Here is a 22,587-nt window from a genome sequence, read left to right as displayed (position 1 = left end):
GCCGGGAGGTCAGCTCCAGAACGCACGCACCCTGTAGGGTTCCAGAAGTGACGTACAGCATCTGACCAGGCACTTTGCGACTCCGGGCGATCACGACAAGCTCGGACCCCATGGCGCTGCGCATGCTCTACCTGGTCTTCCTCCGACTCCTCGGACTGCTCCTGCTGCTCTCCCGCTCGCAGCAGACCAAGGACGCCGAGCTGCTCGCGCTGCGCCACGAGAACGCGGTGCTGCGCCGCCAGCTCGGCGTCCGGCCACACCTCACCTGGCCGGACCGCGCAGTGCTCGCCGCCCTCGCCCGGCACCTACCCTCCCGGCTGCGCCGACACCGCCTGTTCACACCCGGCACCCTGCTCACCTGGCACCGGCGACTACTGCGCTGGAAATGGAAGCAGAAACCCGCACGGACCGGCCGCCCGCCGATCTCCGAGGAACTCACCGCCCCGATCCTGCGCCTGGCCCGCGAGAACCCGACCTGGGGCTCAACCCGTATCCAGGGCGAGCTGCGGCGCCTGGGCCACCGCGTCGGCGCCTCCACCATCCGACGCATCCTGCGCAGCGCCGGCCTCGGCCCCGCACCCAGACGAAGCGGCGCTGCGACCTGGCGCGAGTTCGTACGCGCCCAGGCCTCCGGTCTGCTCGCCGCCGACTTCTTCCACGTGGACACCGCCGCGCTGACCAGGCTGTACGCCTTCGTGGTCATGGAGGTCGGCGCCCGCACCGTGCACATCCTCGGCGTCACCGCCCACCCGACCGCAGCCTGGGCCACCCAGCTCTCGAGGAACCTCCTCGCCAACCTCGCAGACCGCGCCGCCGGCTTCCGCTACCTGCTACGCGACCGCGACAGCCGCTACACCCAGGCGTTCGATGCCGTCTTCACCGCCGACGGCATCGAGATCCTGAAGAGCGCGCCACAGACACCGCGGATGAACGCCCACGTGGAGAGGTTCATCCGCAGCGTGCGGGCCGAGTGCACCGACCGGATGCTGATCTACAACGAGCAACACGCACGGCGTGTCCTCGCCGAATACGCCGAGCACTACAACTCCGGAAGGCCGCACCGGGCCCTGCACCTTCGCGCACCAGCTGACGATCCGGACGTCATCCCCTTCCCTGCCCAACACATCCAGCGCCACGACGTCCTCAGCGGACTCATCCACGAGTACCGCGACACAGCCTGACGAAGATCACGACAGTCTGGCGAACGCCCAGCTCAACGCATGTGCGGGACTTTTGGCACCCAACAGGGTACGTAGCCATCTCCTGCGCGCCCTGCGCGAATTCGAGACGTTCTATAACGAGCACCGGCCGCACCAGGGTCTTGCGAATGCCCGTCCTCTCCACTCGCTGCCCGCTCCGATCGAGGACCCGGACTGAATCGCCCATCTGGACATACGACGGCGGGCGCGACTCGGCGGCACCCTCCACGAGTATCAACATGCCGCCTGACCGGCATGGAGGAGGTGTTCGGCAAACGCAACGTTAGCGAACCAGCGAGCGTCGGGTATCCGAGCGTCGGGCGGATCAGAGGCTGGCTACGCTCTGCTCATGAGCCACTCTGATGCCGCCTACGCCTGGCTTCCTGATCATCAACTCCACGTCACCCACACCCTGGCCCACGTGGACCACACCATCGACCAGGCCCTCCGTCTCATACACGCGTACTCCGAGCAAGGTCCGCTCACCTTGGGAGAAGTCACGGAAGACGATCGGTCGCACATGGTGGTCAAGGCAATCGCACCTCTGCCCGCCGCCATCCCACGTCTGGTGGCCGACGCCCTCACACAGCTCCGCGCAGCGTTGGAGCACACCTTGTACGCCGAAGTCGAGTCCCTTCTCGGCAGGCCGCTGACCAAGGAGGAGGCACACCGGATCGAGGTCCCCGCGACTGCGACTGAGCGCGATTTCGACCAGTGGCTGCGAGGGCGACGGCGGGCAGACATCCCCCCGCTAGTGGCCGGAGAACCGCTGGTTGAACGTCTCCGCCGGTTGCAGCCCTTTCAGCAGACGGACAGCGATGATCACCCACTCCGGGTCTTGGCGATGCACACCAACTTGGCCAAGCACCGCATGCCCGCCCTCGCCGCCACGCGTGTCGGGGCCGTCTACCCCGACACCCCGGACAAAGGCGTTGAGGTGGCGATTGCTCCGGATCCGGGTGCCGGCCGCAGCATCGCCCTGACAGAGGGCAGCGTCCTGGCCACCGTTCCTCGGGGAGAGCGGATCTTCCTGAACGTGTTCCCCACGGTTGCGCTGCAGCGCCCGCACACTGAGGCCTGGATCGTCGCCGCAGCTGAGTTGGGAGCTCTGGAGAAGTGGGTACGCACCGTAGCCATTCCAACCCTGGTCACCGGGGCGGCTGATGTGTCGAACTTGCCTCCGCAACTGGACATCACCACTGGCCACAACGACGCTCGCCAGGCCCTGCTCGGCGCAGGACACATGCCAGCAGCCGACCGTGCGACCGCCAGAATCAGCGCCGCTGTCTCGCGCGCAAGCCTGGTTGACCTTCTCGCGCCCCTACCGGACAGCCCGAGGCGAGATGTCCTCCACGCCTGGATCGCTTCCTTGGACGATGCCCAAGTACTTGAGCGCGTGCACCGTCTCGCTGCCGGTCAGGTGGTTGCCCTTGTCGGGATCCTGGCTGAGGCCCACCAGTTTGCGGCGGCCCAGGGCCCCGGTAGCCGCTCTACAGCCGGTGGCCGCTGAACACGCCACGTACGCCTCGTCACTGTCGTCTTTCGTTGCCATGGCGATGCTTCATGCCAGCCTCCGCTGACTGTGATCGGTGAACGTCCCCGGCGCAAGGCCCCGGCCATCGACCTCGGCGGGGGCCGCTTTGACACTCCGACCTTTCTCAATTGGCGCGACGCCACCGGTAGTCGCTACCCGCGCCGTATCGGCACTGAATGCGGGTTCCAGCGCTGGTGTAGCCGTACGACCCAGGATCACCGCACCAAGAGCCGGGACGTTTGCTCCTGTCGGGTGCGCTGTCCCTGCCGTCCGCAGTGTCGTCTTCGGCCTCGGAGGTGGGGGTGTCGGTCTCTTCGCCGTATTGGTCGGTCGGAGTGCCTTCCGGCCTCTTCGAATCCGCGTAGCAGGTGTCGTGGGGACTCGCTATCTCCACGGTCACCCGCCAGCCTGGCTCGTCGAGCACGCCGCTGATCAACTCAGCAGTGCACATTCCACTTGTCCCGCTGCGGATCACCGCTGAACGCGAACGCCAGCGGGAGGCCGATCGCCACCGGGTCCACGACGGACTGCCGAAACCATTGCGATCGCAGGGGATTCCGGAACGCACCGCAACACGTCAAGGGTGCACGGTGCCTGACGCGAACCAGTCGTAGGCGTTGGGCAGGGCTTCGTCGGGGACGTCGGTGAGGAAGACGACCGCGAGGCCACGGCGGGCTCTGGAGCACGAGACGTAGAAGAGGTTACGTGATCGCTCCAGTCGTTTCTCAAGGTCACGGCCGGTGAGCATCTTGCCCATGTTGTACTGGGTCCACGACCCGTCGTCGATGATCACGATGACGTTGTCGAACTCGTCGCCCTTGACTCCATGCTGGGTGTGGAACGGGGTGAGCTGCTCGCGGTACTCGATGAAGCGGATGACTTCCTTGTAAGGGACTTCCCGCAGGGCGTTGGAGAATTCGGCCAGTTTTGCGTCGTAGCCTTCGAGGTTTTCAGACTTCCGTCGGCGTTCGAGGTCGCTGAGCTTGCGGGGCACTGACAGAAGGTGCTGGCGAGCCATGTGGTCGAGTACGTCACCGATTGTTCCGGACTCTCGCACCGTCGTCAGTTGTCTGATGTCGGCTGCGATCCGCTGCTTGTCAGTGTGACTTGTGATGGTGGTCCGTCCTGCCACCAAAAGGCTTGTGAGTTCTGCGTAGTCGAGCGCGTGGAAGGCACGACAGAGGGCTTCGACCCGGCTGAAATATTCGATGTACGGCTCGTCGTTGTCCAAAAGCTTGTCGCGACCTCGAGAGCCGAGGATCTGGTACTGCTGCAGAAGGGCACCGTAGGACAGGGCTCCCGCGATCCCTCGGTGGGTGAGCATCAGGTAGCTGGTGGTGTCGTCGCTCCAGCCCAGTTCGGCGAGGTGCTGGCGAGCCGCATCCAGGCGTGCCTGGCCAGTGGGCAGGGTGGAGTTGAGGAAGAGGTGTACTTCCCCGTCTGTGTGCCCGCCTACCGCTTCCTGCTGCAGCTCGGGACGGATCTTGTTGAGAACGGCGACGACCGGGGGAGAGCAGCGGTAGTTCTCGTGCTTGGTGATGACGGTCAGCTTGGAGTGAACAACGGCGCCCTGCCCCGTGGCGTAGATCTTCTGCATGGAGTCGCCGAACAGTCCAACGACGCAGGACTGGCGGCCGGCCCCGGCAAGGTGGTCGAGCAGCAGGCGGATCGTCTTGGGGGAGGTGTCCTGGTACTCATCGACGAAGACGACGGGGTAGCAGTCGGCGATGAGACGCGTGAGTTTGGGATGGTGGGTCACCATGCGCAGCGCGAGGTCGATGACCTCGTCGTGGGATATCTCCCCCCGGTCCAGGCGCCGTCGCCGGTCGACGTACTGGACAGGCGGCAGAGGGCTGGTGAGCTCGCTGAGATCTTCGGGTGTCGGCAGAGCATCGTTATATTCAAGGATCTGCTGCCACAGCTCGGCTCCGAAGCCCTTGATGATCTCCCAGAGAAACTCATGGATGGTTGCGACCGTCACGAGCGGGTTGTCGTGGATCCGGTCGGTGATCTTGCGTTTGGCCACGTTGGTGAAGGTGATGCATGCGATGCGACGGCCCTTGCTCGCCAATTCCGTACCTTGGCTGCGGAGGCTGTGCTCCAGGGCCTCGACCAGTGTCGTCGTTTTGCCAGCGCCGGCACCGGCCTCCACCAGGAAGCTACGCCGTGCTTCCAGTTCACCGATGACCTTGTCGATCGTTGTCTTCACGGGAGTGTCAGCCACTGCAGGCCCTCGTCGATGTACCGGGGCACCTTCCAGCCGTCCAGAAGCATGGCGTCGAAGGCGAAGTCTGTCTTGTGGTCACGGAGGTTCTCCGCGATCTGGTAAGCCTGCGTCGCGATTGCTGCCTCGCTGGGGTGCTCGCCCACAGTGCGGTCGAAGTGCCCCTTCAGCGCGAGGCCGGAGATGTTTTCGGCGAGGACAAGGGCGTTGGCGATGATGAAGGCGTCCTCGAAGCTGCGGCCGAAGGATCCGCCTGGCTGTTCGGGCACCTGATAGGCGACTCGAACGTTCTTGCTCAGCTTGTCTTCGTCTGGTGTGGAGAGCAGGTCGGCGATGACTTCCTTGCCCGGAAGCCAGTGCTTCAGGGTGGAGTTGGAGGTGCAGGCACCCGGGGTGGCAGGATGACAGCCGAGGCGCTTCTTATGGGATGGGTCGACGGAGTCGATGTCCGTGATGATGAGGGTCTTGACGTTGAGGAACTCCAGCAGGCTGCGGAAGCGGACCGCGTAGGCGTCGCCCACTTCGATGACCGAGACGTACTGGCGTTGCAGACGCGCTGCGCAACGGGCGATCATCTTCGGCAGGAGGAGACGTTCGGCCGTCCCCTCGATGAGGATGATCTTGTCTGCGAAGAACATGTCGCAGCGGTGCAGTTCCATGTACTGCTCCAGGAACCGCAGAGTCTCTCTGCCGTCGCTCCTCTTCTTGACGCTGGCCTGGAACGTGGACATGTCCTTGATGGTGACGTGATGCTCTGCGGCGTCGAAGTAGCGGATCTTCGAGAAGCCGCTCCTGGCGACCATGTGGGAAGAGTGCGTGGTGATGACGACCTGCACCTTCCGGAAGGTCTTGCTCCGGATGTACTCCTCGATGTTCTTGATGAACGTCTCCTGCATCTGCGGATGCAGGTGGGCCTCAGGTTCCTCGATGAAGAGGATCTGCAGCGCAGGCTGGGGGCTGGCCTTGCTGCAGCTCTCGATGAAGCCCCTGATCTGCAAAATAGTGAAGATGAGCTTGCTGTAGCCGAGGCCGTTGTGGCCTTCAGGCAGCGGGTACTGATCGTCCCCGGAGGGGTACTGGATCCGGGTGCTCCCACGCAGGACGGCAGCGCCCTCGATCAGAGCGACGATCCGGGGCGGATGCAGTGGAGACATCAGCTCCAGGCCGAAGCGACTCAGGTCGTCGAGGAACGGCTCGAAGAGTTCGTCGTAGTTGGAGTCCAGTTCCTTCGACGCCAGCGCGAGCGCCTCTTCGATCCGATCGACATTCTGGCCACGGTTGTCATCACTGCTTGAGGCCCGGTAGTAAGCCTCGAACGTCTTCGACAGGGTCCGGGTCTTGTCCGCAGGAGTGTCGTCGAACTTGTTCTGCGCGTAGATGAAGCGGACGGCGAGTATCGACCGCGCGGCAGCCGGTTTGAGTTCACGGCTGACCGAGTCATCGACGGGGCTCACCGCACGGTACGTCGCCGTGAAGTACTCGTTGAACTTCCGACGCAGCCACTTGTAGCTGTCGAACTGGCTCCCAGCTCGGCGAGCAGCTTCGCTGAAGTCCGCAAGGAGCTTCACCGGGTCGCCGGCAGCCAGCGTGGCAACGATGCGGACACTACGGCAGGTCTCGTCGAGATCGAGGATCGCAGCGCTGATGGGGGCGAGATCATCCTCCTCGTCGTATTCGACCGTGATCGCGAGACGAATGGCCGGCACCAGCTCAAGCGCCTTGCTCCGCAGGGCTCCAGCGGCCTCTTGGTCGCCCGCAGTGTCCAGCTGCGCGGCATCGGTGAACTGTCGGCGAGCGTGCTCCAGGTCGGCAATGCGACTCGTGGTGAAGTCCTCAAGGACGAACTTGACATCGTCGCTCGGGCTGAAGAATTTCTCGAACAGATTGACGAATGATGTCTTGCCGCTGTTGTTCCGGCCCACGACCAGTGTCGTCGACGCGTCGATCTGGATCTCCGCGTCACGTAAAGCGCGGAAGTTAGCCACTTTGGCGTGGGTGACGTGCATGGTGCTCCCGGAGCAGCCCGACGGAATCCGTGCCATCACCACGCCGTACAACCTGTGGCACGTGAGGCGACAAGCAGTATGTGTTACGAAAAGCTGCTCGGGGGAGTTTTTGGTCAAGAGGTGGACCGCTCGGGGAACAACAGGCCCACCGCCGGGCGGCGTCTGGCAAATGTGGTGGGGAGCCTGCCGGATGTTATGCGGCCGACCGGGCGAGCAAGGCATGGACGGATCCCATCTGTTGCCAACTGGCGTGCGGTGTCGGCGATCCCCGCTAGGGTTCACATCTCGTCCATAATCGCTCTCGGCAGGGGTCTTGTTCGTGTCGCGGATTGCTGCTCGTCGTGCTTCGGACCCGGCCCGCATCGGGCGTTTCCGGGTGGTCGGGGTGCTGGGCGCGGGTGGGATGGGCACCGTGTACGCCGCGGTCGGGGAGCGGGGCGAGCGGGTAGCAGTGAAAGCTGTGCACGCCGGGCAGGCGGCGGATGACCAGTTCCGGGCCCGGTTCCGGCGCGAAGTCACGGTGCTGCGGCGGGTTTCGGGTCCGTGCCTGGTACCGCTGCTGGAGGCCGATCCCGAAGCGGACATTCCGTGGCTGGCGACTGCCTACGTACCCGGCTCGACGCTCGGCGATCACACGGCGGTACACGGGCCGCTGACCGGGATCCAGCTGCACCTGTTCGCGGCAGGTACGGCCGGGGCACTCGCAGCCGTGCACGCCGCCGGGGTGGTCCACCGCGACCTGAAGCCCGCGAACGTGATCCTGGCCCCAGACGGGCCGCGGGTGCTGGACTTCGGCATCGCCCACGTCGCCGACGGCACCGCGGTCACCCGCACCGGCATGCTGACCGGGACTCCGGGCTGGCTGAGCCCCGAGTACTACCGGGACGGCACTACGGGGCCGCCCGGGGACGTTTTCGCCTGGGGTGCGCTGCTCGCTTTCGCCGCCACCGGCCGCCACCCTTTCGGCACCGGCAACGCCGAGGCCGTCGCGTTCCGCGTCCTCAGCGCCGAGCCGGACCTCGCCGGCGTCCCCGATGACTTGCTCAGTCTGGTGACGGCGTGTCTCGCCAAAGACCCGGGCTACCGGCCGTCGTCCGCCGTCGTGGCACAGAAGAGCGGCGAACTGCTCGGCGAGCAGGCGACCCAGGTCCTCGGAGATGTCCACGACCGGCCGACTGAGGTCCCGAACTTGATCGCCGAGCAGTGGCACCCTCCGACCGTGGAAGACCCCGCCTGGCCCGCTCCCGACATACGCCGTCCCGGCAGGCGCGCATGGCTCATCGTCGCCGCGGCAGCCGTGTTTGCCGCGGCCGCGACGGGCACCTGGTTCGCGCTGGCCTCGGGCCAAGCCCCCGCGCGCGCCACCCACTCCCCACAGGCAACTGCGGCCCGTTCCACGCCTGCCGCCGAACCGGCAGCGACCACGTCACGCCTCGCTCATCCAGCCACCAGCGAGTCACAGACCCCGACGGCCGCGGCCTCGTCCGCGCCGGCGCAGACCCAGGTGGTCACCCTCAGTCCCTGGTCACCGGGCGGTACTCCGGCAACCGGCATCACCATCACCGACCGGGCCAGCGGCTCCTGCTTCGGGACCGCCGAATCCACGATGCGCACGGACGCCTGGCGCTGTACCGCCGGCGATCGGATCCTCGACCCGTGTTTCTCCCCGGACTCCGATCCCTCGGACACCAGCGCGCTGTGCATGGACGGAGCCCCCGACCGCATGGTCGAGCTGTCGGTCGCTGAGGGCTTTCCCGGCAACAACAACCACATGCCGGGCGGACCCGACATCGAACCGATCATCCTTGTCCTGGCCAACGGCGCCCGCTGCTCGTTCGCCGGGGGCGGCACCGCGACGCTGGCGGGACAGCGCCTGAACTACGGCTGCGACAACGGCGGCTACCTGTACGGCTACCCGAACAAGACATCCGCCGTGTGGACCATCTCCTACGCCGCCCCCAGCAGCGGAGCCAGCGTCTCCACGCCGATCACCACCGTCTACCAGTAGCGCGCTGACGGCCACGCCGCTGAAGCGGCGGGTGGAGGCGTTTGGCCCGCGATCAACGCCGCAATGCGGCCGGAATCTCCAAGCCCAGCAGGTGGCGGAAGCGCCAACCGGGCCTTCCAGAAGAGCCGCAGCGAAGTACGAACGGCGTCCCTGTGGTGCCAGCCGTGTCTCCTGGGAGACGCCACCCGACATCCCTGCACAGGTGAGTCCTCCGAAGGCTCTGCGTGCGACGCCAGTGCTGCACTGTCGGGGCGTGCGTGAGACACCGTGAGGACGTGCGCAGAACCCAAGAGGTGCACCGGCATCAGTCGGCGTCTTATCGGTGTCCCCGTCGAGTCTCGTTCGTGTACCGATGAGTCACCTCGGCGCGCTTCCTTGGCCAGCCGGTTCCGCTCGTTCTCCTCACGACCCTGGGCCTTCAGCGCCTTCCTCGCCGCGGCCTCCGTGCCGGGACCCCGGGCCCGGCCGACCAGACCGCGCTATCCACTGTGGAGAACGTATGAACCTGCGCCTGTACGGCACTGCGAGCGGTGCCCTTGCCGAATACCTCGTCCACGCAGGTGGGATCGGGTTTGGGCGTTGGCCGAGGCCGATCGAGTCGCCGGTATCGCGCGGCACCGGTTGGCGCCGCATGATGATCGATGGTGCTGCTGAGACTGGCGTACCTGGGTGTGACGAACGCGTTCGCGATGCTGCGACTGCTGCCGATGGGCGACCGGGAGAAAGATGCCGAGATCCTCGCACTGCGCCACCAGATCGGCGTTCTGGAACGGCAGCTGAACGGGCAGCAGGTCCGGTTCCACGCGAGCGACCGGGCGTTTTTGGCGTCGCTCCTGCATGGCCTGCCACGGGAAGTGCTGCGCCGGATGCGGCTGTTGGTGCGGCCGGACACGGTACTGCGCTGGCACCGCAACGTCATCGCCCGCCGACACGCTTCCCAGTCCCGGCCGAAGCGCGGAGGCCGGCCCGGCACCGTGCGCTCGATTCGGGCGCTGGTGCTGCGCCTGGCCAGGGAAAATCCAAGGTGGGGCTATCGGCGCCTGCACGGTGAGCTGCTCGTACTCGGGGGTGAAGGTGGCAGCATCTGCGGTCTGGGAAATCTTGGAGGCCGTTACTCTGTCCGGGGTCCGCTTGTACGTGTTCGCTGCGATCGAGCACGCGAGCCGCCGGATCCGGATCCTGGGCGCGACCGCGCACCCGACCTCCCGCACTACCCGCCGCACTCCATGCGCGACACCTGCGTCTCGTGGCTGGTCCAGAAGGGTGTCTCGCTCTACGAGGTCCAGCACCTCCTGGGCCACGAGAGCTCCGAGAGCACCCAGCGCTACGCTCACTTTCAACCGGACGCGCACAAGGCCGTTATTGGTGCCGGGGAGCGCTTGGACGTTCCGCTCACCATCGCCGCATGAACGATCCTCCGCCCTGTCCCTTCACAGACAGGGCGGAGGCGCTTACCTGATCAGGGGGGGGCGTGCGACATCCTCTTCGGGCGGCGCCCAGCGCCCCTTGCTGTCGAACGGCCAGGGATGGGTGTAGAGATCGCCCTGAAGGAGTCCGCGCAGAGCCTCACGGCTGGCCGGGGGATCCGGCGGAGTTCCCAGCGGCGCGCACAGTGGATCAATCCGGTCTGCGTACGCCTCAGCCCACTGCAGCCACTCCAGCTCCTCCGCCGCAGCGGATGCGCCGTCGGCTCTCGTGCGGGCCGCGCGGCAGAAGGCGCGGATCTCGTCGGCCCGACGCCGTGCCTCCATCTGCTCGACCAGGACATTCGCTCGATGCCGCTCAACTTGTCGCACCCGTGCCTGCGCAACGGCCGCGTACCAGCGGCGTCGCTGCTCGGCCTTGCGGAGTTCCTCTTCCCGCAGCTGTCGTTCGGCCGCCTCGGCACGTTGTTCGAGATCGTGCAGAAGGTGCCCCAGGCGGTACTCCAGCGTCCACCGTGCGCTGTCCCTGTGGGTGTACGAATGCTGGTACCAGCTTTTGGCGGGCGCACCGAGTTCGAGGCGTCCGTTGAACTCGTGGTCGTACTTGGGGATACGCGTCCAAGGATTGCGTAGCTGTTGGCGGATCTCCTGAGCGGTCGGCTCGTGTGGCACCTTGGTCGTCTGCTCTGTGATCGCGAGCGGGAGCGCGTGTCCGCGGATGACGATGACCATCTGGTGTTCGGCTTGGCCGCGATGGAGATCGGTCCGGGTCTCCACCTGGTAGCCGCGGCTTTCCGCCTCGGTAAGGAGCGCGTGCATGATCCGCAGGGCACGGTCGGCCTGCTCCCGCGACACATGCAGAGGGATGACCTCGGGCGTCCCGCGGGTGTCGACTACGGTCTTGGACCTGCCGAGGGCCTTGCACGTGGCACGGACGAGCTGATGGGGACGGCCCAGCACGTCGGGGACGTCGATGGTCGGTACCGGCGGCGGTTGCGCAGCTCTCTCGGCTTCCTCGTCGACCAACGTGAAGACGCAGTCGCCACGCTGCCGTCCGGTCCAGCGCAGCTTGAGCTCTCCTGGCACGTGATCGTGATGGAGCGCGTCGTAGAAGGCCGCCCGCCACCGCCCCCGGGTCCGCGGGCCCGGATCAGGGACGGTGAGCTTCCAGATAGTCGCGGACTGCAGTCGAGCGATCAGCTCGGCTCCGTCGGTAGGAGCGCGCTCGGCCTGTTCGGCATCACCGGCCAAGCGCTCCTTCTCGGCTCGGACCTCCTTGGGATGCTTGCCATGTTTGAGGAAGTAGCGGCCGTCCGACGTCACCACGGCGACGTGCCCGCTACCGCGCCAGCTCCGCTTGATCAGCCCACGCTGCTCAAGGGCCCAAGCCGTGTTCGAACTCTTGGGAGCGATGGGCACGGCACTGGACGCTGCACCGATCTGGCGGAGCATGGCGCCTGCTGTTCAGTCAGCGTGTACTTCACGAGCTTCGGCTCCACCTCGACGAGCTGCGGGCAGACCACCAAGGTAGGGCCGATGAATAGCCTCGGAGCGCTTCCCATCGCCCGTTCGGGTTCCACCACCCGAACCTGGTCCTGCTGAGGTCAGCCAATGGTGTAGGTGGCTTGCCGGGCTCAACCCGTCGAACAGCGTGCCGGGGATGCTCTTTGGGCTCGGATCGTACGGCGGCAGGTCCTTGCGTTGGCATGCGCTGATTGCGCTGGGCTCAGCACCCTGTGTCGTGGGGGAGCGCCGAGGTAAGCGGGGACAGGGATGAGCACGGGGAAGCGGTGCGTCGAAGGGCCGCGGAAGAGGGGAATTGCGTCCGCCGATGCGCTCTTCTCCATGGAGGGCATCCCAGAAGGAGCCGTCGTACCGGAGCCGGAGGGTGAGGCGGCGACTGAGGCGGCGGTCGAGCGACTCGGTAGCCGGTTCGCGCGACTGGACGGTCAAGTACGGCACGCGCTGAGACGTACCCGAGATCACGCCGGCAATCTGTCGAGCGACCGTCTCCAGGGACTCTCGAAGATCGTGCAGAATGCCGAGGACCTCGGCGCCACGGACGTACGCATTCTGACGAGGGGACAGGAACTCCTCGTCGCCCACAACGGCAGCCCCGTATGGTTGCCGGACGTTCTGGCCCTGACGATGCCCTGGCTGACAAGCAAGGCAGAGCAGGCGGAATCCACCGGCAGGTTCGGGATCGGCCTGATGACCCTCCAGTCCCTCTCCCCGCATCTGGGAGTTCACTGCGGGCATTACCGGTTTCGCGTCGGGGATCCGGACATTTCCGTGGCCGAGCCGTTCCCGGCGCCCGACTGGTTCGCCAGCGACACTTGGACGGTTCTAGGGGTTCCGCTGGAGCCGGGCGTGCTCGGCGCGGACGAGGTGGACGCGTGGCTTGCCGAGTGGGGATGTTGCGGGTGCGCCCGGAGGGAGCGAGCACGTGGTTCGGCGCGGTCGGGCCGATGCTCGTGGCCACCGTGCCGCTGGCTCTGCGCCGGCGCTTCCCGCTGACCGTTCTGTGGGGCGTCGTGGCCGCTTCGCTCATGGCCCCGGACAGCCTGGCGCGAAGCATCTTCTACATGTTCGTGATTGCCACCTACAGCGCCGTCGTGCACAGCCCGTACCCGGTGCCGACCCTGGCGAGCGTCCCGGCGGTCCTGCTCGTGATCAGTCTCCTGGCCCGCAATCCGGAACTGCCCGACGTCCCGACCGAGTACGTGCCGTTCCTCATCCTGGTTCCCTTGGCCGCGGTGGCGTCCGGGATACGTATCTGGCGGCTGTTCGCGGGCGATCCGGGCCCGCTCCTGCTCGGCGGCGCGGCGCAGTTCCTCCGCCCTCCGTCCCTCCAACTCGACCATCCGTGCCTGGCGTTCGTCGGCGCGGCGTCACCCACAACGTCAGCATGATGGTCATCCAGGCCGGCGCCGCCCGCAGGGTCCTGGATGCGGCGTTGTGCAGCCCGCGAGGCACTGCTCGCCGCTCGCTATTGGAGCTGGAGGCCGCGACGGTGACCGGCCCGAGGGTCGGTCTGCATGAGCGCCTTGACCGGCCCGTACGGCAACGTGTGAAAGACGTGGAGGCACGCCTCGGCCGGCTCACCCTCACGGCCGCCGCGCTGGACGCCCTCACCGGCGATGCCTGGGACACGGTGGACGAACGGCTGCGTTTCCTCATGGAGAGGGCCGCGGCCTAGGCCGGACATGAACCTCAGATGACCCGTTCCACCCTCTATACGGAAGGGCCCGCACGGAGTGCGGGCCCTTCCGCGTCATCCCCTACGTTGCGGACGCACACGCCCTAGTGGGGCGTATCCCGCCTCCCCGGTGGGAGATGAGTGGGAGACAAGTGGGAGATGATCATGGCGTGGTGCTGCAATCAGGCGCTAGGAAATGCAAGATAGCGCTGCCTGTGCGGCCCTGGTTCAGCCGCCGGATTCGCCCGCGTGCGGGCTGAGCACACCCATGCTGACCAGCACAATCACCACCACACCGAGGGCGATGCGGTACCAGACGAACGGCATGAAGCTCTTCGTGGAAATGAACTTCATGAACCAGGCGATGACGGCGTATCCGACCGCGAACGCGATCACCGTTGCGAAGATCGTCGGGCCCCAGGAGACGTGGTCGCTCTCCATCGCGTCCTTGAGCTCGAACAGACCGGAGGCGAGCACCGCGGGGATGGCGAGGAGGAAGGAGTAGCGGGCCGCGGCCTCGCGCTGGTAGCCCATGAAGAGGCCGCCGCTGATGGTGGCGCCGGAACGGGAGACGCCCGGGATGAGGGCGCAGGCCTGGCACAGGCCGTAGATCAGGCCGTCCTTGACGCTCAGGTCCTCAAGGGTCTTGCGCTGCTTGGCCGCGCGGTGCCGGCCGCCGCTCTCGTCGCGAGCCGCCAGCCGGTCGGCGACACCGATGATCACGCCGACCACGATCAGCATCGTCGCGGTGATCCGCAGGTCACGGAACGGGCCCTCGATCTGGTCCTTGAGCGTCACGCCCAGCACACCGATCGGGATCGACCCGATGATGACCAGCCAGCCCATCTGCGCGTCGTGGTCGGCGCGCATCTCCTTGTTCGTGAGCGAACGGGTCCAGGCCGAGATGATCCGCCCGATGTCCTTGCGGAAGTAGATCAGGACGGCGGCCTCGGTGCCGATCTGGGTGATCGCCGTGAAGGCCGCGCCCGGGTCCTCCCAGCCCGAGAAGGCCGCCGTCAGGCGCAGGTGCGCGCTGGAGGAGACGGGGAGGAACTCGGTCAGCCCCTGGACGAGTCCGAGGATGAGGGATTCAAACCAAGACATGAAGTTACGGAGTCCAAGCGCTGATCGTGGTGAGGAGCGGCGGGCGCACCGGACCACCGGATGCGGTGATCGGAGTGTCGAGGGGCAGCGTAGCGTCCTGAAGTGACGGCATTGGCACAGGGGTTTGGAACCGGCAGCGCGGACTAGGCGGCTGTCGGCCCGGCCACCGTCCATCCCTCGGTCTGGGGGCGGGCCGTCAGGTCCTCGTGGTGGAGCGGGTCGCCGCAGGCCCGGCAGGTGACGACCGGGCTGAGTTCCTGGCCGCAGGAGTGCTGGATCACCATCGGGCGGTCGTCGCCGTCGCGCAGGTGGCGGTCGCCCCACGCCATCAAGGTCATGAGGACCGGCTCCAGTTCGAGTCCGGCCTGCGTCGGCCGGTACTCGAAGCGCTGTGGCCGTTCGCTGTACGCCTTCTTCGTCAGGATCCCGGCGTCCACGAGTCGGCGCAGCCGGGTGGCGAGGATGTCGCGGGGGGCGCCGATGTTGCGCACCAGCTGGTCGAAGCGGCTGTTGCCGAGGCACACCTCCCGCAGGACCAGCAGCGAGTACTTCTCGCCGACGAGTGCGAGGGCGTCGGCGATGGAGCAGGGGCGCGGGTCCTTGGTGGCGGCCATGAAAGTCAGTCTAGGGGAGGGTTTGAATTTCCAACCTACGAGGCTATGGTGAGTTCGGATTTCCTACTCACCGGTAGTCGGCCGGTAGCCGCCGACAGCCCGGGCAGTCATCCTGGAGGCCGCACCATGCGCGACGCAGTGATCGTCGAAGCCGTACGCACTCCCGTGGGCAAGGGCAAGCCGAACGGCGCCCTCGCGCACGTCCACCCCGTCGAACTCCTCGCCCACACCCTGCGCACCCTGGTCGAGCGCTCCGGCGTCGACCCCGCGCTGATCGACGACGTCATCGGCGGCACCGTCGACCAGGTCGGCGAACAGGCCATGAACACCACCCGCTACGCCGTGCTGTCGGCGGGCTTCCCGGAGACCGTCCCCGCGACCACCGTGGACCGTCAGTGCGGCTCCTCCCAGCAGGCCGTGCACTTCGCGGCCCAGGGCGTCATCTCCGGCGCGTACGACCTCGTCGTCGCCTGCGGGGTGGAGTCCATGAGCCGTGTGCCCATGTGGTCGAACGTGCCGGCCGGCAAGGACCCCTTCGGCCCCGGAGTCGCCGAGCGCTTCCCGGAGGGCCTCGTCCCGCAGGGCATCAGCGCCGAGCTCATCGCCGCCAAGTGGTCGATCGCGCGTGAGCGGATGGACGCCTTCGCACTCTCCTCGCACCACAAGGCCGCCGCGGCCTGGGACGCGGGCCTGTTCGACGCGGAGGTCGCGCCCCTGGAGGGCGTCACCCGTGACGAGTGCGTACGACCGGGCAGCACCGCCGACATCCTGGCCGGTCTGAAGCCCGCCTACTTCGACCCCGACTTCGCCGAGCGCTTCCCGCAGATCGAGTGGAACGTCACCGCGGGCAACGCCAGCCCGATCAACGACGGGGCGTCCGCCGTGCTCATCACGTCCGGCGAGACCGCGGCCCGCCTCGGCCTGCGCCCCCTCGCCCGGCTGCACAGCTTCGCGGTCACCGGCTCCGACCCGGTCCTGATGCTCACCGGCGTCATCCCGGCGACGGAGAAGGTCCTGCGCAGGGCGGGCCTGTCGCTCGGCGACATCGACCTGTTCGAGGTCAACGAGGCCTTCTCCAGCGTGGTCCTGGCCTGGCAGCAGGAAACCGGCGCCGATCTCGCCAGGGTCAACGTGCACGGCGGCGCGATCGCCCTCGGCCACCCGCTCGGAGCGAGCGGCACCCGGCTGACGACCACCCTCGTGCACGCGATGCGCGAGCGCGGTGCCCGCTACGCCCTGCAGACGATGTGCGAGGCGGGCGGGCTCGCCAACGCGATGGTCCTGGAGTCCGTGTAACCGGCTACCGCGCCCCGCGCAACTGGTGCCGCTTGCGCCAGGCCACCACCGCGCCCACCAGCGCCGGCAGCGCGATGCAGGCCATCGCGATCAGAAAGGCCGGTGAGGTCGGCGCCGAGGCGCGGTCACCCGCGACCACGTACGCGGCGGTGTTCGGGATGGAACCGAGCGCCGTCGCCACGAGGAAGGGCACGTAGCCCATGCGGGAGACGGCGGCGCAGTAGTTCGCGGCCCAGAACGGCACTCCGGGGAACAGCCGCGCCACCAGCATCGAACGGAAGCCGTGCCGGCTGAGCTGCCCGTCCGCGGCCTTCAGCCACCGGCCGCGCAGCAGCGGGCGCAGCGCGTCCTGCCCGAGCACCCGGCCGAGACCGAAGGCGAGCCCGGCACCGAGCACCGTGCCCGCGATGGCCGAGCCGACACCCAGCTGGGAGCCGAACAGCGCGCCGGCCCCGAGGTTCAGCAGCGGGCGGGGCACGAAGGCGACCGTGCACAGGCCGTACGCCGCCGCGAACACCAGCGCCGCCGCGGCTCCGCCGAGCTGCGGTGGCCAACCGTCCGCCAGCAGTCGCTGCGGTTCGAAGAGCAGCACCGTCGCCGCGGCACTCGCGAGCAGGGCGATGAGCAGGGACAGGCGCGACCACGGAGAGAACAGCACTCTCGAGCAGCGCGCGGCGAGGCCCACCGGAGCGGCTACGGCGAGCTCCGGAGCGGGGACGGCGACGGCGAACTCCGTGGCGGCGGCCCGGGGAGTGGCCGTGGCGGTGCCCCCAGAGCGGTTGGTGGCATCGAGCATTCGGCGACACTAACCGACGAGTATGTGTGATCGCCGTATGGAGGGCGTCCGTTGTGCGGTCCGGCACCGCCGAAAACCATTCGACGTGGGACAACGCGTCGGCCATGATCTGCGTCATGTACCGGTTCGCCTTCCTCCTCGCAGCATCCGCGGTCGCGGATGCCCCGAAGGCTGCCGCTCTCGTCTTCCTCACCGCCGTCGACGGCGCCCGAAGCTGACCCTCTCCGGATCGTCCGGCGGACCCCGCAGGGGGAGGGTCGGCGAGTCCTCGGGGTCCCCGCATTCCACGAGTTCCACCAAGAGGCTTCGAGGTATCGCCATGCCCAAGACGGCGTACGTGCGCACCAAACCGCATCTGAACATCGGCACGATGGGCCACGTCGACCACGGCAAGACCACCCTGACCGCCGCCATCACCAAGGTGCTGGCCGAGCGCGGGTCCGGCACGTTCGTGCCGTTCGACCGCATCGACCGGGCGCCGGAGGAGGCGGCGCGGGGCATCACCATCAACATCGCGCACGTCGAGTACGAGACCGACACCCGGCACTACGCGCACGTGGACATGCCGGGCCACGCCGACTACGTCAAGAACATGGTCACCGGCGCCGCGCAGCTCGACGGGGCCATCCTCGTCGTGTCCGCGCTCGACGGGATCATGCCGCAGACCGCCGAGCACGTGCTGCTCGCCCGGCAGGTGGGCGTGGACCACGTGATCGTGGCGCTGAACAAGGCCGACATGGCCGACGAGGAGCTCACCGACCTCGTCGAACTGGAGGTCCGCGACCTGCTCACCGCGCACGGCTACGGCGGTGACTCCGTACCCGTCGTACGTGTCTCCGGGCTCAAGGCCCTCGAAGGGGACCCGCGCTGGACCGCGTCCGTCGAGGCGCTGCTCGACGCGGTGGACACGTACGTACCGATGCCCGAGCGGTATCTGGACGCCCCGTTTCTGATGCCGGTGGAGAACGTGCTCACGATCACCGGCCGGGGCACGGTCGTCACGGGCGCGGTCGAGCGGGGGACGCTCCGCCTGGGCGACCGGGTCGAGGTATTCGGCGCCGGAGTGGAGAGTGTGGTGACCGGCTTGGAGACGTTCGGCAAGCCCATGGAGGAGGCCCAGGCCGGGGACAACGTCGCGTTGCTGTTGCGTGGCGTGCCGCGCGACGCGGTGCGGCGGGGGCATGTGGTGGCCGCGCCCGGGAGCGTGCCGGCCCGGCGGCGCTTCACGGCGCGGGTGTATCTGCTGTCCGGCCGGGACGGCGGGCGCACGACCCCGGTCTCCACCGGCTACCGGCCGCAGTTCTACATCCGGACGGCGGACGTGGTCGGGGACGTGGACCTGGGGGAGGCCGCTGTCGCGCGGCCCGGGGAGACGGTGACGATGACCGTCGAACTCGGGCGCGAGGTGCCGTTGGAGCCGGGGCTCGGATTCGCCATCCGTGAGGGTGGCAGGACCGTCGGGGCGGGGACGGTGACTGCCGTCGTCTGAGGACGGCTGGTGTGTGGGGGACCGCGGGGCCGTCGTGGCACGGTCGCGCAGTCCCCCTCGCACGCCTGAGGGGCGCGCCGCGGCACAGGCACAATGTGAAGGTGAACGAGCCCATACCCGTCACCCGAGACGTCGACCACGGGACCGCCAAGCTGATGCCCGACGTCGACCGGGAGCGGGCGTGGCTGCTGACGGTCGACGGGGCGCCGCAGTCGTACGTCGATCTGGACGAGCCGGAGCATCTGGAGTTCGAGTACGCGCGGCGGCTCGGGCATGTTCTGGACATCGTCGCGGAGGCGGGGCGTCCGCTGGACGTGCTGCACCTCGGCGGGGGCGCGCTCACCCTGCCCCGGTATCTGGCGGCGACCCGGCCCGGCTCGCGACAGGACGTCGTGGAGGCGGACCGGGGCCTGCTGGAACTCGTCGGTGAGTACCTGCCGCTGTCCGAGGGCGCGGGGATCGCGCTGCACGCCGCCGATGCCCGCGCGTGGCTGGAATCAGCCCCCGAGGAATCCGCGGACGTCCTCGTCGCCGACGTCTTCGGCGGCTCCAGGGTGCCCGCGCACCTGACGTCCGTCACCTACGCCCGCGAGACCGCCCGGGTGCTGCGCGGTGACGGCGTCTACCTGGCAAACCTGGCCGACGCCGCGCCCTTCGACTTCCTCCGCTCCCAACTCGCCACCTTCGCCGCGGTGTTCGAGGAGCTGATGGTGATCGCCGAGCCGGCCGTGCTGCGAGGTCGCCGCTTCGGCAACGCGGTACTCGTCGCCGCCCACCTCCCGCTCGACACGTCCGCCCTGGCCCGTCGCACGGCCTCCGACGCCTTCCCGGCCCGCGTCGAACACGGGCCCGCCCTGCGGAAGTTCACCGGCGGCGCGAAACCGGTGCGGGACGAGGACGCCGTACCGTCCCCCGTGCCTCCCGGCGGGGCCTTCGGCATCGGCTGACCCGTCGTCGGCGCACAGCACGGCGGTTGCCCCGCTCTGCCGGTCCCGGCCCGGCCGGCCAGGACCGACAGTCCGTCCTCAGCCTGTCGGTTCCCCGTGCACCCGCACGGTGCTGAGGATCTTCATGATGGTCTCCTTGGAGACCTCCTCCTTGACGCCCTTGGCCCCGTAGAAGTTCCACGACACGAAGTCACCGGCCGAGTTCTTGAAACCGAAGGTGATCGCCTTGCCGTCGGTCACGCACTTGCCCTTCGCGGGCGTGTCCTTCGACGACGCCCAGGCGTAACTGCCCTTGATGCCGGACGTGGTGGTGTAGGGCGTGGCCTTCTTGTCGAGCGTGATGCTCTTCTTGTCGGGCTGCGTGTAGCCGCCGTAGACCCACCAGGCCGGGGTGTTGATCGCGATCTCGTCGGTGTTCTTGGCGCCGTTGGCACCCTTGGTGCCGGTCGCGGCCAGGGACATGGTGTCGGAGCGGCCGTCCTTGTCGTCGTCGGACTCGCACCAGTTGGACTTGAGGATCGCCGGCGCCGACATCGTGATGATCGGCTTGATGTCGTCCGAGTTCTCCTCCTCGAAGGCGACGGCCGACGTCGGGGACTGCACCTCCCAGTCCGCCGGCACGTCGAAGGCCGTTCCCCACTTGGGGTTGACGACGATCTTCCAGCCCTCGATGGTCGCCTGCTCGGCGTCACCGCCGCGCGGGTCGTCCTCGGAGGGCGACGCGCTCGGCTCGGTGGACGTGCTCGCGGACGGCTTGGCGTCCTTGCCGCCGTCCGCCTCGTCGTCCTTGTCGCCGCCCAGGACCAGGAATCCGGTCACCCCGGCGGCCACGACCACGGCCAGCGCCGCCACGATCGCGACGACCTTCGTCCGGCCGCCGCCACCGCCGGGCGGTGGCGGCGCGGGCGCGCCCGCCGGTGCCGGAGCGCCCCACTGCGGCTGCTGCGCATAGGGGTCGGGCTGCTGGAAGCCGGACTGCTGATACGGATTCGGCTGCTGGTACCCCGGCTGCTGGTACGGGTTGTTCTGCTGCTGCGGGTTCTGCTCGCCCCCGGGCGGCTGCTGTCCTGGCCACATGGGCAGCCACCCTAGCCCCGCCCGGGACACGTTTTGGTCACCGGTCCTTGTCAGGGACGTAGCAAATCAGCGCGCGTCCCCGGACGTGTAGAGCCGTACGGTCTTCATGATCTTCTCCACCGTGGCGGCCGGCACCTCGTCACCGACGCCCGCGGCGCCGACGAACGACCAGGACGCGAAGTCGCCGTCGGCGTCCTTGAAGGCGAAGGTCGTCGCCTTGCCGTCGGTGTCGCACTTGTTCTTCCTGACGACTCCGGAAGACGTCGACGTGGCGGTACTGCCGGTGAGGCCCGAGGCCGTGGTGAAGGAGGTGGCCGGGCCGGTCGTGACCTTCTTCCGGTCCGGCTGGGTGTAGCCGCCGTAGACCCAGGCCGAGGAGTCGGCGCGGGCCGCCGCCTCGGTGCTCCTGGCCCCGTTGTTGCCCCGGGTGCCGACGCTCGCCAGCGCCGAGTAGTCCCTCTCGCCGTCCTTGTCGTCGTCCGACCCGCACCACTTCTCCTTGAGGAGCGCGGGGGCCTTCATGGCGACCAGGGGCTTGTCCTGAGGGTCGTCGTCCTCCGAGACCCACGACACCCAACTCGTCGAGCGCAGCGCCCATTCGGACGGTACGTCGAAGGCGACGCCCAGGTCGGGGTTCACCACGACCTTCCAGCCGGCCACGGTGGGCACCATGGCGTCTGAAGTGCGGGGATTCTCCGATGTGGAGGGTTTCGCGGAGGGCGACGCCGAGGCCGGCGAAGTCGTCGGACCGGGGCCGGCCTCGTCGTCCGTGCCGCCGCCCAGCAGTACGGCCCCGGTCACGGCGCAGGCCACGACCACGGCTGCCGCGACGGTGATCGCGACCGCCTTCGTGCGACGGCCGTCGCCCGGCGGCCCGGGAACCGCGACGCTGCCCGGTGCGGTGGGCGCCTCCCACGGGGCCGGCTGTTGCGGGGCGTACGGGTCCGCCTGCTGGTATCCGGGCTGCTGGTAGGGGTTTCCGTCAGCCGGGCGCTGCTGCGGATTCTGTCCGCCCCCCGGCGGCTGCTCTCCTGGCCACATGGGCCGTAACGATACGGCGATCATTCCGCCGCTCTGGCCCCGCGAGGCTACTCATGGGTAACATGTCGGCATGAACGCAGATCAGTTGTCCATCGGCGAATTGCTCGCCGCCACGGTGCCGATGGTTCGCACGCTGAACCTGGAGTACCTGGAGACCACTCCGGAGAAGGCCGTCCTGGCCCTTCCGGACCAGAGCGAGTACCGCAACCATGTCGGCGGACCGCACGCCGGCGCGATGTTCACGCTGGGGGAGTCGGCCAGCGGTGCGATCGTCCTGGCCGCCTTCGGGGACCAGCTCTCCCGCGCCGTGCCGCTTCCGGTCACCGCCGAGATCGCGTTCAAGAAGATCGCCCTGGGCCCCGTCACCGCCACCGCCACGCTCGGCCGTCCCGCCGCCGACGTCGTCGCCGAACTCGACGAGGGCAAGCGCCCCGAGTTCCCGGTGACCGTCGCCATCCGGCGCGCGGACGGAGCGGTGACCACCGAGATGACCGTCATCTGGACGCTGCGGCCCAACGGCTGAGCGACGGCTTGCGGAGGGGTGCCGGTCGGGGCGTGCGGCTCGACCGGCGCCCCTTCGCCCACGGCTCGACCGGCGCCCCTTCCCGTACGGCCCGACTGGCGCTCTT

The 22,587-nt window shown here is 68.1% G+C and carries 19 protein-coding genes and 2 pseudogenes; 13 read left to right on the top strand and 8 right to left on the bottom strand.

The window, feature by feature from the left end:
* Window positions 1–110 precede the first annotated feature (110 nt).
* The 3 genes and pseudogenes from ACWBNA_RS39405 (at window position 111) to ACWBNA_RS39395 (ending at window position 2,709) form a co-directional block, all read left to right on the top strand.
* Window positions 111–1,181: an integrase core domain-containing protein gene (locus ACWBNA_RS39405; protein WP_482709369.1), complete on the top strand. Its 1,071-nt coding sequence runs from the start codon at window positions 111–113 to the stop codon at window positions 1,179–1,181.
* 76 nt (window positions 1,182–1,257) lie between these two features.
* Window positions 1,258–1,449 (top strand): annotated as a pseudogene (locus ACWBNA_RS39400) (integrase core domain-containing protein); the annotation flags it as partial.
* 99 nt (window positions 1,450–1,548) lie between these two features.
* Window positions 1,549–2,709: a hypothetical protein gene (locus tag ACWBNA_RS39395; protein ID WP_482709368.1), complete on the top strand. Its 1,161-nt coding sequence runs from the start codon at window positions 1,549–1,551 to the stop codon at window positions 2,707–2,709.
* Between the two features lie 601 nt (window positions 2,710–3,310).
* Here ACWBNA_RS39395 and ACWBNA_RS39390 read toward each other — a convergent pair.
* The gene (locus ACWBNA_RS39390) at window positions 3,311–4,942 is read right to left on the bottom strand and encodes a UvrD-helicase domain-containing protein (RefSeq protein WP_482709367.1); all 1,632 of its coding nucleotides are present in this window, start codon (window positions 4,940–4,942) and stop codon (window positions 3,311–3,313) included.
* On the bottom strand, window positions 4,939–6,963 hold the full coding sequence (locus ACWBNA_RS39385) for an ATP-dependent nuclease (protein WP_482709366.1): 2,025 nt from the start codon (window positions 6,961–6,963) through the stop codon (window positions 4,939–4,941). The genes ACWBNA_RS39390 and ACWBNA_RS39385 overlap by 4 nt, the downstream gene beginning before the upstream one ends.
* A 319-nt stretch (window positions 6,964–7,282) precedes the next feature.
* Here ACWBNA_RS39385 and ACWBNA_RS39380 point away from each other — a divergent pair, with 319 nt between their 5' ends.
* The 3 genes and pseudogenes from ACWBNA_RS39380 to ACWBNA_RS39370 all read left to right on the top strand — a co-directional run bounded on the left by ACWBNA_RS39380 (window position 7,283) and on the right by ACWBNA_RS39370 (window position 10,380).
* Window positions 7,283–8,971: a serine/threonine-protein kinase gene (locus tag ACWBNA_RS39380; protein ID WP_482709365.1), complete on the top strand. Its 1,689-nt coding sequence runs from the start codon at window positions 7,283–7,285 to the stop codon at window positions 8,969–8,971.
* Between the two features lie 644 nt (window positions 8,972–9,615).
* Window positions 9,616–10,177: pseudogene (locus tag ACWBNA_RS39375) on the top strand (helix-turn-helix domain-containing protein); the annotation flags it as partial.
* Window positions 10,063–10,380: a tyrosine-type recombinase/integrase gene (locus tag ACWBNA_RS39370; protein ID WP_482709390.1), complete on the top strand. Its 318-nt coding sequence runs from the start codon at window positions 10,063–10,065 to the stop codon at window positions 10,378–10,380. The pseudogene ACWBNA_RS39375 and the gene ACWBNA_RS39370, both read left to right, overlap by 115 nt.
* A 42-nt stretch (window positions 10,381–10,422) precedes the next feature.
* On the opposite strand, the gene ACWBNA_RS39365 is transcribed toward ACWBNA_RS39370, so the two are convergent.
* The gene (locus ACWBNA_RS39365; protein WP_482709364.1) at window positions 10,423–11,847 is read right to left on the bottom strand and encodes a hypothetical protein; all 1,425 of its coding nucleotides are present in this window, start codon (window positions 11,845–11,847) and stop codon (window positions 10,423–10,425) included.
* Window positions 11,848–12,168: 321 nt separating this feature from the next.
* On the opposite strand from ACWBNA_RS39365, the gene ACWBNA_RS39360 reads away from it, so the two are divergent.
* From ACWBNA_RS39360 to ACWBNA_RS39350, 3 genes are read left to right on the top strand one after another with little or no spacing between them, the layout of a single operon-like run.
* Window positions 12,169–12,912, top strand: a complete 744-nt coding sequence (locus tag ACWBNA_RS39360; protein WP_482709363.1) for a sacsin N-terminal ATP-binding-like domain-containing protein — start codon at window positions 12,169–12,171, stop codon at window positions 12,910–12,912.
* Window positions 12,864–13,307, top strand: a complete 444-nt coding sequence (locus ACWBNA_RS39355) for a hypothetical protein (RefSeq protein WP_482709362.1) — start codon at window positions 12,864–12,866, stop codon at window positions 13,305–13,307. The genes ACWBNA_RS39360 and ACWBNA_RS39355 overlap by 49 nt, the downstream gene beginning before the upstream one ends.
* Window positions 13,304–13,594, top strand: a complete 291-nt coding sequence (locus ACWBNA_RS39350) for a hypothetical protein (protein ID WP_482709361.1) — start codon at window positions 13,304–13,306, stop codon at window positions 13,592–13,594. The genes ACWBNA_RS39355 and ACWBNA_RS39350 overlap by 4 nt, the downstream gene beginning before the upstream one ends.
* A gap of 228 nt (window positions 13,595–13,822) precedes the next feature.
* Here ACWBNA_RS39350 and ACWBNA_RS39345 read toward each other — a convergent pair whose 3' ends face one another.
* Both ACWBNA_RS39345 and ACWBNA_RS39340 read right to left on the bottom strand, forming a co-directional pair.
* Window positions 13,823–14,698: an undecaprenyl-diphosphate phosphatase gene (locus tag ACWBNA_RS39345; protein WP_482709360.1), complete on the bottom strand. Its 876-nt coding sequence runs from the start codon at window positions 14,696–14,698 to the stop codon at window positions 13,823–13,825.
* A gap of 143 nt (window positions 14,699–14,841) precedes the next feature.
* A complete protein-coding gene (locus ACWBNA_RS39340) occupies window positions 14,842–15,312 on the bottom strand; it encodes a winged helix-turn-helix transcriptional regulator (protein ID WP_482709359.1) in 471 nt (156 codons plus the stop codon).
* Between the two features lie 126 nt (window positions 15,313–15,438).
* Here ACWBNA_RS39340 and ACWBNA_RS39335 point away from each other — a divergent pair, with 126 nt between their 5' ends.
* Entirely contained in the window at window positions 15,439–16,608 is a 1,170-nt protein-coding gene (locus ACWBNA_RS39335) for a thiolase family protein (RefSeq protein ID WP_482709358.1), read from the top strand.
* A 4-nt stretch (window positions 16,609–16,612) separates the two neighbouring features.
* Here ACWBNA_RS39335 and ACWBNA_RS39330 read toward each other — a convergent pair whose 3' ends face one another.
* Window positions 16,613–17,404, bottom strand: coding sequence for a TVP38/TMEM64 family protein (locus ACWBNA_RS39330; RefSeq protein ID WP_482709357.1), 792 nt, complete (start codon window positions 17,402–17,404; stop codon window positions 16,613–16,615).
* Window positions 17,405–17,723: 319 nt separating this feature from the next.
* On the opposite strand from ACWBNA_RS39330, the gene tuf reads away from it, so the two are divergent.
* Both tuf and ACWBNA_RS39320 read left to right on the top strand, forming a co-directional pair.
* Window positions 17,724–18,893, top strand: a complete 1,170-nt coding sequence (tuf, locus tag ACWBNA_RS39325; RefSeq protein ID WP_482709356.1) for an elongation factor Tu — start codon at window positions 17,724–17,726, stop codon at window positions 18,891–18,893.
* 101 nt (window positions 18,894–18,994) lie between these two features.
* A complete protein-coding gene (locus tag ACWBNA_RS39320) occupies window positions 18,995–19,840 on the top strand; it encodes a spermidine synthase (RefSeq protein ID WP_482709355.1) in 846 nt (281 codons plus the stop codon).
* Window positions 19,841–19,918: 78 nt separating this feature from the next.
* On the opposite strand, the gene ACWBNA_RS39315 is transcribed toward ACWBNA_RS39320, so the two are convergent.
* A complete protein-coding gene (locus ACWBNA_RS39315; protein ID WP_482709354.1) occupies window positions 19,919–20,917 on the bottom strand; it encodes a DUF8017 domain-containing protein in 999 nt (332 codons plus the stop codon).
* Window positions 20,918–20,983: 66 nt separating this feature from the next.
* Entirely contained in the window at window positions 20,984–21,958 is a 975-nt protein-coding gene (locus ACWBNA_RS39310; RefSeq protein WP_482709353.1) for a DUF8017 domain-containing protein, read from the bottom strand.
* 85 nt (window positions 21,959–22,043) lie between these two features.
* Here ACWBNA_RS39310 and ACWBNA_RS39305 point away from each other — a divergent pair, with 85 nt between their 5' ends.
* A complete protein-coding gene (locus ACWBNA_RS39305; protein ID WP_482709389.1) occupies window positions 22,044–22,481 on the top strand; it encodes a DUF4442 domain-containing protein in 438 nt (145 codons plus the stop codon).
* Window positions 22,482–22,587 lie beyond the last annotated feature (106 nt).

It is taken from the genome of Streptomyces sp. Q2 (genome assembly GCF_056820935.1).
Note: the sequence above shows the minus strand (reverse complement) of the source record. Positions and strands in the feature narration are given on the sequence as shown.